The organism is Streptomyces sp. NPDC048331, assembly GCF_043201215.1.
GTDB lineage: Bacteria > Actinomycetota > Actinomycetes > Streptomycetales > Streptomycetaceae > Streptomyces.
The window spans coordinates 163,775-176,088 of the sequence record NZ_JBICYT010000012.1; the positions used below are offsets into that span (position 1 = coordinate 163,775).

Genomic DNA, 12,314 nt, shown 5'->3' on the forward strand with positions numbered 1-12,314 from the left:
GGAACAACGCTCCGACCCCATTCGGGTTATAGGGACGGTAGGCATTTCACTCAAACGTGTACTGGGTACTGGGTACTTCATGACCGATCGCCCGCTGCTCCTCCTCGACGTGGACGGCCCCCTCAACCCGTTCCGCTCCGCCCTGGCCGGATTGCGCGGCTACCGCAGCCACCGGATGTGGCCCGACGTCTGGCTCTCCTACCGCGATCCGGAGTCCCGCAAGGCCCGGCGCGGCGCCCGCGTGCGCCTTCACCCCTCCCACGGGGCCCGGCTGCTGGCCCTGCCCTTCGAGCTGACCTGGGCCACCGCCTGGACGCACCAGGCCAATACGATGATCTCCCCGCACATCGGGCTGCCGGGCGACCTCACCGTCGTCGAGTGGCCCGAGCTCTTCGCCGACGACCCCGACGGCCTCTCCTGGAAGACCCGCCACCTCCGCGACTGGGCCGCCGGCCGGCCCTTCGCCTGGGTCGACGACATGATCACCCCGCGCGACCGTGCCTGGGTCGCCGAGCACCATCCGGCCCCGGCCCTCCTGCTGCACATCCACCCGCGCCACGGCCTCCGCGACCGCGACTTCACCGCCCTGACCCGCTGGGCGGAGGGCATCAGCGCCGCAGAGCGCTGACCGGGTCCGCGGAGGGGTGGCCCACCGGCCACCAGTCCTGGTCGCCGAGGCGGTCCTCGTAGCCGTACCAGAGCCCCTCACGGCCGAGGCGGAGCTGACGGTCGAGCATCGTCAGGCGGTTGCGGTCGGGTCGGAAGGAGCCCTGGTCGGCGGCGAGCAGGGCCGGGCGAGCCCGGTCGAAGGGGCCCGCCGGCGGATCCCAGGGCTCTTCGAGGGCGTCCAGGGCCGGGCGTCCGCCCTGGCGCCAGGCCGCGGCGGCCCGGGCGAGATCGGTGGTGGTGCGGCCGGTGGCGCGGGCCAACTCCCGGTACAGAGTGCGGGCCGTGCCGGTCAGGCCCGCCGTGGGGTGCGCGGACGCCAGCCGGACGGCGTCCTGCCACACCGTGAGCCCGGCGATCGGATCCTCGCCGGTGGTGAGGAGGGCCAGGGCGCGGGCGGCCGCGTCGGAGGCGAGCTGGTCGAGGGCCAGCGGGTCCGGCGCCGCCGGGTCGGCGGGGTAGGCGGGCGGAAGACCCACAGCGGTGGGCACGGGGAGCGGCGCGGGCAGCAGCGGCAGACCGGTACGGGCGAGCGCCGCCCGGGCCGGAACGCCGGGGAAGCCGGGCGCCGCGTCCGGCTGTTCGCGCGCCGCGTGGGCGGCGTTGCGGCGGGTGAGCTCGTCGAGCAGCTCCCGCTCGCCACGGCCGCGCAGGAGCAGCAGGACGAAGGGGTCCTCGTCCAGGAGGCGGGCCGCCCGGTAGCAGAGGGCCGCCGCGTGCTTGCACGGCGGACGCCCGAAGTCGGGGCAGGAGCAGTGCGGGACGAGCTCGCCCACCCCGGGCAGGACGGCCCCGGCGAGCGACTGCGGGACCTCCCGTTCCAGCAGGGCGGCGAGCGCCGCGGGGTCGGCCGCGACCGTCTCCAGCAGGTCGTTCCACTCGGGGTCGGTGAAGGCGGGCAGGGTCAGCTCGGTGCGGTACGGGCGGGGCCGGCTGCCCCGGACGTACGCGACGATCCGGCCGGGGGTGACGGTGACCGCGCTGACGCGTCCCCCGTCCGCGTACGTACGCCCCCGGGCCAGGCGGGCCCCGTCGCGGGAGACCTCCTCCAGCGCCGACACCCAGGCCCGGCCCCACCAGCTGACCGCCTCGGCCCCGGCGGGCACGGTCTCGAAGGTGCGGCGGCGGTCGTCCCGCGCGGTGATCATCCGGGCCTCCGCAGGGAGACGAGGTCGGCCAGCTCGCGGTCGGTCAGCTCGGTCAGCGCCGACTCCCCGGAGCCCAGGACGGCGTCGGCCAGGGCCCGCTTCGCCTCCAGCATCTCGGCGATCCGGTCCTCGACGGTGCCTTCGGCGATGATGCGGTGGACCTGGACGGGCTGGGTCTGGCCGATGCGGTAGGCGCGGTCGGTGGCCTGTTCCTCGACGGCCGGGTTCCACCAGCGGTCGAAGTGGATGACATGTCCGGCCCGGGTGAGGTTCAGCCCGGTGCCCGCCGCCTTCAGGGACAGCAGGAAGACCGGGACCTCGCCCGCCTGGAACCGGTCGACGAGCTCCTCACGGCGCGGCACCGGCGTCCCCCCGTGCAGCAGCTGCGAGCTGACCCCACGGGCCCGCAGATGCCGCTCGATCAGGCGGGCCATCGTCACGTACTGGGTGAAGACCAGCACCGAGCCGCCCTCCGCCAGGATCGTGTCCAACAACTCGTCCAGCAGGGCGAGTTTGCCCGAGCGGTGCGGGATCCGGGGCTGCTCCTCCTTCAGGTACTGCGCGGGGTGGTTGCAGATCTGCTTGAGCGAGGCCAGCAACTTCATGATCATGCCGCGCCGTTCCATGCCCTCGCTCGACTCGATCACGGCCATCGCCTCGTCCACCGCCGCCCGGTAGAGCGAGGCCTGCTCCCGGGTGAGGGAGACCGGATGGTCGGTCTCCGTCTTCGGGGGCAGCTCGGGCGCGATCCCGGGATCGGACTTCTTGCGGCGCAGCAGGAACGGCCGGACGAGCGCGGACAGTCGGGCGACCGCCGCCTCGTTGCCGCCGTCCTCCTCGTTCTGGTGCTCCACCGGGCGGGCGTGGCGGGCCCGGAAGGCGGTGAGCGGGCCCAGCAGCCCCGGCGTGGTCCAGTCGAGCAGCGCCCACAGCTCGGAGAGGTTGTTCTCCACCGGGGTACCGGTCAGCGCCACCCGGGCCGGCGCCGGCACCGTGCGCAGCGCCTTCGCGGTCGCCGAATGCGGATTCTTGACGTGCTGCGCCTCATCGGCGACGACCATGCCCCAGCTCTGCTCGGCGAGCAGGGCGGCACTGGCGCGCATCGTCCCGTACGTGGTGAGGACGAAACCGCCCGCGCAGGACGTCAGGTCCTCGGTGCTGCGGCCGTTGCCGTGGAAGCGGCGCACGGGCGTGCCGGGGGCGAACTTCTCGATCTCCCGCTGCCAGTTGCCGAGGAGGGACGCGGGGCACACCACGAGGGTGGGCTCCGGCCGGTCCCGGTGCAGGTGCAGCGCGATCAGCGTGACGGTCTTGCCCAGGCCCATGTCGTCGGCGAGGCAGCCGCCGAGGCCGAGGGAGGTCATCAGGTCCAACCAGGCCAGGCCGCGCGCCTGGTAGTCGCGCAGGGTGGCCTTGAGGGCGGGGGGCTGCGGCAGCGGGGCCTGCTCCCGCGTCAGCCGGTCGCGCAGGGCGGCCAGCGCGCCCACCGGTACCGCTTCGACGGTCGTGCCGTCGATCTCGGCGGTTCCCGTGAGTACGGTGGCCAGGGCGTCGACCGGGTCCAGGACGCCCAGCTCCCGCTTGCGCGCCTTGCGCACCAGTTCCGGGTCGACCCGCACCCATCGGTCGCGCAGCCGGACGACGGGCCGGTGCGCCTGGGCCAGCGCGTCCATCTCCCCCGGGGTGAGCCGGTCGCCGCCCAGGGCCAGCTCCCAGGAGAAGGCGAAGAGGTGCTCGGCGTCGAAGAAGGCGGTCCCGTCGGTCGCGGAACCGGGGGCGGTGGACCGGACGACGGCGGTCGCCGACAGCGTACGAGCCAGCTCGCGCGGCCAGTGGACCAGGACCCCGGCGGCAGCCAGTCGGCTCGCGGCCACCCCCAGCAGGTCCTCCAGCTCCGGATCGGACAGGGCCAGGGCGTCGGGCACGGGCTGGTCCAGGAGGCGCAGCAGCGGCGGCCAGACCCGGGCGGCCCGACGCAGCGCGAGCACGGCGTCGATCCGGGCGCGCGGGCCGAACCCGGCCGCGGCCGTGCCCGCCCACAGCTGCCCGGCGTCGGTGACCAGCGTCGGATCGGGGAGGCTGTGCACCTGGACGACGGCGGCCCCGGCCCGCCGGGTGTCGGCCTCCTCGGCCTCGTCGAAGAGCCGGAACGAGGACAGGTCCAGCCGGAGCGAGATCCCGACGCCGGTGTCCGAGCCGGCCGCGACCTGCGCGGCCCAGTCCTGTATCCCGGGCACCTGCTGCGGCTCCCGCGCGGCGAACGGCCGCCCGGCGGCCACGGCGGCGGCCGGGGTGCGGGGCAGCCCGTCGGCGACGGCGTCGAGGAACGCGCGGACCAGCGCCTCCGGTTCGGGCAGTTGGAGCGGGCGGCGACCGGCGAGCGGCGTCGCGTACCCCTCGTGCGGCAGCGCGGCGGCGATCGCGCGGAGGTGGTCGATGTCGGCGGCGTCGAGCGGACCGGCCCGCCAGGCGTCGACGCCTTCGGGGGTGAGTCCGGGCAGGAGCCGGCCACGGGCGGTGAGGGTGAGTGCCTGCCGGGCGGCGGTTCCCCAGGCGCGGGTGGCGGGGTGCGCGGCGGGGCTGTGGGGCGCCTGCGCGAGCAGGGGCAGGGCGGCGGCGACGGAGAGGGTCACCGCGGGCACGGTCCGACTGCGGACCCCGTCACCGTGCGGACGCACGACGGTGAGCGGCACCGGCGTGCCCGCCTCGGGCAGGGCGTCCCCGTCGGGCGACCAGAAGGCGACGCGCCCCTCGCGGGGAACGGCGGCGGGCAGGAAGACGGCGGCGTGCCGCAGCAGCGCGGTGGCCTGCGGCGGCGAGGAGCGCCGCGGCCGTGCTTGTGTCTGTCCTTGCGCGTGCGTCTGTCCTTGCGCGCGCGTCTGTGTCTGCGCGTGTGCCTGTGCCGGCGCCTGCTGTGTCATGGTGTGTCCCCCTCCCCGTCTGCCCGTCGATGGCCTGCCGAATCTGCCGGTCCCCTCTGCCGACGAGTCTAGGCGCCACCACCGACAACACCCTCTGACCTGCGGTTCAGCGGGCCCAGCGACCCTGCTCCAGCGCGTACCCGTACACGGGCCGACCGGTGGCGGCGCTCGTGCGCAGCGGCCGCCCGGCGTCGTCGATGCGCAGGGTGCCCGACCCGGACGGGCCGGTCCATCGGAGGTCGAGGGACCAGTCGCAGTCGCATCCCGTGGTGGCCGCCTCCACCCGTAGGACGACCGGCTCGGACGCCGAGACGCGCAGGGGGAAGGCGGGTGCGGGCAGCGGGTCGCCGCCGTCGTTCCCGGCGACGGGTCGGGCCAGCGGGCGCGGCGCGTCCAGATTGACGGCGAACGCGGCGGGGGTGAGCCCGCCGCCGCAGCCCTGCGACATCTGGAAGACGTTCCAGGCCGGTGGCTTGCGGCGGGCGGCCACCCGTACCTCCAGGTCCTCCAGGACCACGGCGCCCTCGTCCGTGCCGTGCAGGGTCACTTCCACGATCTGCGACCCGGCGTGCACCGCGCCCTGCGCCGACGCCCACGCCGGTGCGTCCGCCTCCACGGGCGGCGGGGGCACCGATCCGGGAGCGCGCTCGCTCAGGTAGGCGTGATCGCAGCCGGCGGTCCACACGTGCGACCGCACCGCCGCCTTCAGGGGCGCGCCCGGTGCCCGACCCGGACCCGACTGCGACGGTGACACGAAGGTCCGGCCGGGCGCCGGGGCCGTCGCCCCGGACGACTCCGCCGACCCTGCCGGTGGCGTCGGTTCCGGTACGCCCGTCGCCGCCGGTGCCGAGGCGGACCCCGAAACCGACCCCGACCCCGACCCCGACCCCGGGGACAGCGGAGCACGCGTACCGGCGCCCGCCCCCGTGCCCGTACTTCCTCCCGTGTGCGGCGAGCCCCGCTCGGGGCCCGCCGCCGCCAGCAGGGCCACGGCCACCGCCCCGACCGTCACGCCCGCCGCGGCGACCACGGCCGCCCGACGCCGATACCAGGCCCCCCGGGCCACCGGATCGGGCTCGGGCTCGGGCTCGGGCGACACCACCACGGTCGGCGCCGGCTGGGCCACAGGCTCCGGCTCCGGCTCCGGCTCCGGCACGGGAGGCTCCGGCTGCGCCGCCGCTCCGGCGCGCCGCCGCGCGTCCGCCAGCAGCCACGCCCGGTGCAGGTCCACCGCCTCCCCCTGTGTCGCCCCGCAGGCCCGGGCGAAGCGGTCCACCACCGCGAACTCCGCCGGCAGCGCCTCCCCGTTGCAGTACCGGTGCAGCGTCGACGTACTCGTGTGCAACCGGCGCGCCAAAGCCCCGTAACTGAGCCCGGCACGCTCCTTCAGCTCCCGCAGCAACCGTGCGAAATCCTCGGCCTCGCTCACGCTCTCCCCCGTTCCGCGTCCCGCGACCGCGTTCCATGCCTGAGGTGTTCCCCCAGGTGACGGCGCGTACGGCCGTTCCAGCGTCCCGGATCTGTCGCGATCCGTCGCCCGCCACGCCGTCCGGGGAACAGGCTCGTCAGGCACACACCACCACAGCACTCACGACTCACGGGGAGAACCGACCATGTTCCGACGTTCCGGCACCGCCACCACGCTCACCACGGCACTCGTCGCGGCAGCGGCCGCCCTCGTCCTGACCGCCTCCACCTCCGCCGCGGCCGCCACCGCGCCCGGCTTCCTGGCCGGCGCCGACCTTCCGCCCCACCCGACCTCGCCCTGGTACGCGGGGGCGGTCACCAAGGGGCTGCCCGAGACCGCGCCGTTCTGCCTGGAGGGCGTCCTTCCGGCGGCAAGCGGCTGGCACCGCGTCTTCGGCACGGAGTACGACACCGGCGCCGTGCAGGTCTCCGTACGCTCCGCCTCGCCCTCGGCGGCGGCCAAGCTCGCCGGCACCCTGGAGCGCAAGGTCGCCGCCTGCGCCGCCGACTGGCTGCGCACGACCCCGGGCGGCACCGCCTCCTGGCAGGACTACGGCACGCTTCCCGTCGAGGAGGGCGCTCACGTCTACGGGGTCCACACCTCGATCCCCGAGTCCGAGCCCGGTGTGCACCTGTTCGGGATCGGGCGCGACGGCTCCACCGTGACGGTCGTGCAGTGGGGCCAGATGGGCGACCTGTCGCATGCCCCGGTCGCCGACTTCAAGAAGACGACCACCAAGGCCGTGAACAAGCTCAACCCCTGACCGCGAGGGGGTGGGACCATGGACAGGAGAGGCGATGTCCATGCGTTCCGGGAACGAGCCGGTGACCGCGCGCAGTCCGCTGCGGCTGCGGTTCTGGCTGGGTGTCTGGGGGCTGGTCTGGGCTGCCGCCGGCACGGCCTTGTTCTCGCTGGTTGGCCGTCCTGGGTGGGCGGCCGCCTGCGGGGCGCTGGCGGTGGTCGTGGCCGTGGACCTTTTCATGATCGTGCGCCATATCCACCAGGGGCCGCACTACCAGCCCGGCCCGGACATCCCGCCGTACGAGCCGCCCCGCGACCGGTGAGTCACGCGGGGTCGGCCGCGGCCCGGCCGCCCGCGTCAGGGCCCTCGAAGCGGGCCGCCGCCAGGTACTCGGGTTGCGGGTCGAGGGCCGCGGCGAGGCGGAAGTGCTTGCGCGCCTGCTCGGGCCGGCCGGAGCGCTCGAACGTACGGGCCAGCGCGAAGTGCGCGAAGGCGTTGTCCGGCTCCCGCTCCAGCACCAGCTCGAACTCCAGCTCGGCCGGTCGCAGTTGCGCCGCCGCGAAGAAGGCCCGGGCGCGCAGCAGCCGGGCCGCCGTGTTCTCCGGGTGGGCGGCTATGACCGAATCGAGCAGCTTGACCGCGCCGCGCGGGTCGCGGGCGGCGAGCAGCTGCTCGGCGGCCCGGTAGTCGATGACGTGGGTTTCCGGGCTGGACGGTGTGGGGCGCGCGGTCTCGGACACGTTCGAAATCCTTCCCTCTCCGGGCGCGTTCAACGCCCCCGCCCCACCCGCTATTCCATGCACACGTCAGGCGGTCCCGCCCGCCGCCCGCGCCGTGAGCTCGTCCCACACCTTGCGCACCTGCGGTTCCAGCGCCTCCAGCGGCCCGTCGTTGTCGATCACGAGGGTCGCCACCGCGAGCCGCTGCTCCCGCGTTGCCTGCGTGGCCATCCGGGCCCGCGCCTCGTCCTCGGCCATCCCGCGCAGCGCGGTCAGCCGTGCCAACTGCGTCTCCGGTGTCGCGTCCACCACGACGACCAGGTCGTAGAGGGGCGCCAGGCCGTTCTCCGTGAGCAGCGGTACGTCGTGCACCACGATCGCGTCGGCCCCCGCGGCTGCTTCCAGCTCCGCCGACCGGGCACCCACCAGGGGGTGCACGATCGCGTTCAGCGTCCGGAGCTTCGCCGGGTCCGCGAACACGATGGACCCCAGCTTCGGGCGGTCCAGCGCCCCCTCCGCGGTCAGCACCGACTCCCCGAAGGCCGCGACGACGGCCGCGAGCCCCGGCGTACCGGGCTCCACGACCTCGCGCGCGATCCGATCGGCGTCGACGACGATCGCCCCGTACCCCGCCAGCAGTCGCGAGACCTCGCTCTTGCCGGCACCGATTCCGCCCGTCAGGCCTACTTTCAGCATGCCCCGCAGCATAGGGGGCCCCACCCGTACGTCAGTTCTCGCCCTCGCGCTCGGCCAGGAACCGCTCGAACTCGCGGCCGATCTCGTCCGCCGACGGCAGCTCCGCCGGCTCGGCGATCATGTTGCCGCGGGTCTCGGCGCCGGCGGCCGCGTCGTACTGGTGCTCCAGCCCCTGCACCAGGGCGACCAGCTCCTCGTCGCCCTCGCGGATCTGTCGGTCGATCTCCGTCTGGGTGCGGTGCGCCTCGGTGCGCAGGGCGTGCGCCACGGCCGGCAGGACCAGCCCGGTGGCCGCGGTGATCGCCTCCAGCACGGTCAGCGCGGCGTCCGGGTACGCGGAGCGCGCGACGTAGTGCGGTACGTGCGCGGCGACACCCAGTACGTCGTGCCCGGCCTGGGCCAGGCGGAACTCCACCAGGGACTCCGCGCTGCCCGGTACCTGGGCCTCGTCGAAGGGGCTGCGGTGGCCCGGCATGAGGTCGGTGCGGTTGCCGTGCGGGGTGATTCCGACGGGTCGGGTGTGCGGGACGCCCATCGGGATGCCGTGGAAGTTGACCGAGAGCCGAACGCCGAGGCGCTCGACGATCTGCCGGACGGCGACGGAGAAACGCTCCCACTCCACGTCCGGCTCCGGGCCGGACAGCAGCAGGAAGGGCGCTCCGGTGGCGTCCTGGACGAGCCGGACCTCCAGCCGGGGCTCCTCGAACTCCGTCCAGTGGTCGCGCTGGAACGTCAGCAGCGGGCGCCGGGCCCGGTAGTCCACCAGTCGGTCCGCGTCGAAGCGGGCGACCACCTGGTGGGGCAGGGTGTCCAGGAGCCGCTCGACGATCTGCTCGCCGGCCTCACCCGCGTCGATGTACCCCTCGAAGTGGTACAGCATGACCAGCCCGGCCGAGTCCTGGGCGACCGCCAGGTCGGCCACCGCCAGGCCCTTGGCATCCCATTCGTACAAACCCTGTGGATCAAGCACCGTCACCACTCCTCCTCGCCTCGTTCTCAGCCAAGAACGTTCAAGGTCGTCCGGCCATTCCCCAGTTGGCCGCATTCACAGGAACGCAATGGAGGAGGGCGGCGGCGGAGAGCGGCCGGCGGAGGGCTTCGCAGGGGTGGCGGATCTCTCGGGGAGGAGCGGGCGGGGGAACGCGGTAAGGCCCGCCCCCCGAGGGGGACGGGCCTTACCGTTCAACGCAGTTCAGCTCTGCTCACACCGGAGTGTGATGCGCGCTGCGATCAGCTCTGGCCGCCGGCCAGCTTCTCGCGGAGCGCGGCCAGGGCCTCGTCCGACGCCAGGGCGCCAGAGGTCTCGTCCGACTCCGAGGAGTACGAACCACCCGAGATGCCCGCACCGGCGTTGCCACCACCGGCGGCCGGGGCGGCAGCGCCCTCGGCAGCGGCGGCCTCGTCGGCCTCGCGGCTCTTGATGACCTGAGCCTGGTGCTGCTCGAAGCGCTGCTGCGCCTCGGCGTACTGGGTCTCCCAGGCCTCGCGCTGCTTGTCGAAGCCCTCGAGCCAGTCGTTGGTCTCGGGGTCGAAGCCCTCGGGGTAGATGTAGTTGCCCTGGTCGTCGTAGGACGCGGCCATGCCGTACAGGGTCGGGTCGAACTCGACCGACGCCGGGTCGGCACCGAAGGACTCGTTGGCCTGCTTCAGCGACAGCGAGATCCGGCGACGCTCGAGGTCGATGTCGATGACCTTGACGAAGATCTCGTCGTTGACCTGGACGACCTGCTCCGGGATCTCCACGTGGCGCTCGGCCAGCTCGGAGATGTGGACCAGACCCTCGATGCCCTCGTCCACGCGGACGAACGCACCGAACGGAACCAGCTTGGTGACCTTACCCGGGACGACCTGACCGATCTGGTGGGTCCGGGCGAACTGCTGCCACGGGTCCTCCTGCGTCGCCTTCAGCGACAGGGAGACACGCTCGCGGTCCATGTCCACGTCGAGAACCTCGACGGTGACCTCCTGGCCGACCTCGACAACCTCGGACGGGTGGTCGATGTGCTTCCAGGACAGCTCGGAGACGTGGACGAGACCGTCGACGCCACCCAGGTCCACGAAGGCACCGAAGTTGACGATCGAGGAAACGACGCCGGAGCGGACCTGACCCTTCTGCAGGGTGGTGAGGAACGTCTGGCGAACCTCGGACTGGGTCTGCTCGAGCCAGGCGCGGCGGGACAGGACCACGTTGTTGCGGTTCTTGTCCAGCTCGATGATCTTCGCCTCGAGCTCCTTGCCCACGTAGGGCTGGAGGTCGCGGACGCGACGCATCTCGACGAGAGAGGCCGGCAGGAAGCCGCGGAGGCCGATGTCGAGGATGAGACCACCCTTGACGACCTCGATGACGGTACCGGTGACGATGCCGTCTTCTTCCTTGATCTTCTCGATGGTGCCCCAGGCACGCTCGTACTGAGCGCGCTTCTTCGAGAGGATCAGGCGGCCTTCCTTGTCCTCCTTCTGGAGAACCAGGGCCTCGATCTCGTCGCCGACCTTGACGACCTCGTTCGGGTCGACGTCGTGCTTGATCGAGAGCTCGCGGCTCGGGATGACACCTTCGGTCTTGTAACCGATGTCGAGGAGAACCTCGTCCCGGTCAACCTTGACGATGACGCCGTCGACGATGTCGCCATCGTTGAAGTACTTGATCGTCTCGTCGATCGCCGCGAGGAACGCGTCCGCGTCGCCGATGTCGTTGACCGCAACCTGCGGAGTGGTGGCGGTGGTCTCGGTGCTGCTCGTCATGTGGGAAAGGGCTCCGGTTACGGACAGAAAGTCGTAGGTACTGCTACGCCGGGAGCCCTTATCGGCATCTGCCGAAGCCGGACAGCCAAGGAGACCCCCGTTCCGCAGACGCGGAGGGGCCTCGAGAACCGAGGGGACCTCAACAAATACAAGCGCAGCCTGCTAGGTCTGAGGAGCACAGGCTCGCAGCGCAACTTGTAGCATACGGGGGCAGCCGGACAGGGTCAATGCGCGAAGGCGCACACCCCGGGCGGATCACCGCACAACCGGCACAATTCATGGGCGGGAAGGCCTTCATGGCGCTTCCTGCCACATTCCCAAGACATTCGCAGACTACGACGACGGGCCCCATGAACCAAGAGGACTACGCCTCCGAAGTAGCACACGAAGCCGATCCGGTATCCGGGGACGACCCCGAGGCCACCCGGCGTGACGCGGGGGAAGCGGAGAGCAGCCGTGCGAGCCGCAGCTGGTGGGACCGCAACGCCGACGAGTACCAGAACGACCACGGCGCCTTCCTCGGGGACGACCGCTTCGTCTGGGGACCCGAGGGCCTGGACGAGGCGGAGGCGGCCCTCCTCGGCCCCGTCGCCTCCCTCCGGGACAAGGACATCCTGGAGATCGGCGCCGGCGCCGCCCAGTGCTCGCGCTGGCTGGCCGCCCAGGGCGCCCGCCCGGTCGCCCTCGACCTCTCCCACCGCCAGCTCCAGCACGCCCTGCGCATCGGCGGCAGCGATGTGCCGAGGGCCCTGCTGGTCGAGGCGGACGCCGGAAAGCTGCCCTTCCGCGCCGGCACCTTCGACCTGGCCTGCTCCGCCTACGGCGCCGTCCCCTTCGTCGCCGACCCCGTCAACGTCATGCGCGAGGTGCACCGCGTACTGCGCCCCGGCGGTCGCTGGGTCTTCTCCGTGACCCACCCCGTCCGCTGGGCCTTCCCGGACGAGCCCGGACCCGAGGGACTGTCCGTCGCCGCCTCCTACTTCGACCGCACCGCGTACGTGGAGCAGGACGAGCGGGGCCGCGCCGTCTATGTGGAGCACCACCGCACGATCGGCGACCGGGTCCGCGACGTGGTGGCGGGCGGCTTCCGCCTGCTCGACCTGGTCGAACCCGAGTGGCCGGAATGGAACAGCCAGGAGTGGGGCGGATGGTCCCCGCTGCGCGGCAACCTGATCCCGGGCACCGCGATCTTCGTCTGCGAGCGCGACTGAC

The 12,314-nt window shown here is 73.1% G+C and carries 11 protein-coding genes; 4 read left to right on the plus strand and 7 right to left on the minus strand.

All coding sequences use genetic code 11. The features are described 5' to 3' along the window. Positions 1-79 precede the first annotated feature (79 nt). A complete protein-coding gene (locus ACGFYY_RS19530; RefSeq protein ID WP_393710844.1) occupies positions 80-628 on the plus strand; it encodes a hypothetical protein in 549 nt (182 codons plus the stop codon). Here ACGFYY_RS19530 and ACGFYY_RS19535 read toward each other — a convergent pair. The 3 genes from ACGFYY_RS19535 to ACGFYY_RS19545 form a co-directional block, all read right to left on the minus strand. Then, positions 609-1,814, minus strand: a complete 1,206-nt coding sequence (locus ACGFYY_RS19535) for an SWIM zinc finger family protein (protein ID WP_393710846.1) — start codon at positions 1,812-1,814, stop codon at positions 609-611. The genes ACGFYY_RS19530 and ACGFYY_RS19535 overlap by 20 nt on opposite strands. Beyond that, positions 1,811-4,735: a DEAD/DEAH box helicase gene (locus ACGFYY_RS19540; protein ID WP_393710848.1), complete on the minus strand. Its 2,925-nt coding sequence runs from the start codon at positions 4,733-4,735 to the stop codon at positions 1,811-1,813. Before ACGFYY_RS19540 ends, ACGFYY_RS19535 begins: the two co-directional genes overlap by 4 nt. 106 nt (positions 4,736-4,841) lie before the next feature. Next, positions 4,842-6,164 carry a helix-turn-helix domain-containing protein gene (locus tag ACGFYY_RS19545; protein WP_393710850.1) on the minus strand — a complete coding sequence of 441 codons (1,323 nt, stop codon included), beginning with the start codon at positions 6,162-6,164 and terminating at the stop codon, positions 4,842-4,844. Between the two features lie 184 nt (positions 6,165-6,348). Between ACGFYY_RS19545 and ACGFYY_RS19550 the strand changes: the two genes are divergently transcribed. Further along, positions 6,349-6,966: a hypothetical protein gene (locus ACGFYY_RS19550; RefSeq protein ID WP_393710852.1), complete on the plus strand. Its 618-nt coding sequence runs from the start codon at positions 6,349-6,351 to the stop codon at positions 6,964-6,966. Between the two features lie 40 nt (positions 6,967-7,006). Then, positions 7,007-7,267: a DUF6343 family protein gene (locus ACGFYY_RS19555; protein WP_365275757.1), complete on the plus strand. Its 261-nt coding sequence runs from the start codon at positions 7,007-7,009 to the stop codon at positions 7,265-7,267. Position 7,268: 1 nt separating this feature from the next. On the opposite strand, the gene ACGFYY_RS19560 is transcribed toward ACGFYY_RS19555, so the two are convergent. The 4 genes from ACGFYY_RS19560 to rpsA form a co-directional block, all read right to left on the minus strand. Then, the gene (locus ACGFYY_RS19560; protein ID WP_393710854.1) at positions 7,269-7,685 is read right to left on the minus strand and encodes a tetratricopeptide repeat protein; all 417 of its coding nucleotides are present in this window, start codon (positions 7,683-7,685) and stop codon (positions 7,269-7,271) included. A gap of 66 nt (positions 7,686-7,751) precedes the next feature. Next, complete coding sequence (gene coaE / locus ACGFYY_RS19565; RefSeq protein ID WP_393710856.1) at positions 7,752-8,360, minus strand: dephospho-CoA kinase; 609 nt, start codon at positions 8,358-8,360, stop codon at positions 7,752-7,754. A gap of 31 nt (positions 8,361-8,391) precedes the next feature. Beyond that, positions 8,392-9,330 (minus strand): PAC2 family protein, encoded by a 939-nt coding sequence (locus ACGFYY_RS19570; RefSeq protein ID WP_030762371.1) that lies wholly within the window; start codon positions 9,328-9,330, stop codon positions 8,392-8,394. 260 nt (positions 9,331-9,590) lie between these two features. Continuing rightward, the gene (gene rpsA, locus ACGFYY_RS19575) at positions 9,591-11,102 is read right to left on the minus strand and encodes a 30S ribosomal protein S1 (RefSeq protein WP_030720534.1); all 1,512 of its coding nucleotides are present in this window, start codon (positions 11,100-11,102) and stop codon (positions 9,591-9,593) included. A 350-nt stretch (positions 11,103-11,452) separates the two neighbouring features. On the opposite strand from rpsA, the gene ACGFYY_RS19580 reads away from it, so the two are divergent. Continuing rightward, on the plus strand, positions 11,453-12,313 hold the full coding sequence (locus ACGFYY_RS19580; RefSeq protein WP_393710859.1) for a class I SAM-dependent methyltransferase: 861 nt from the start codon (positions 11,453-11,455) through the stop codon (positions 12,311-12,313). Position 12,314 lies beyond the last annotated feature (1 nt).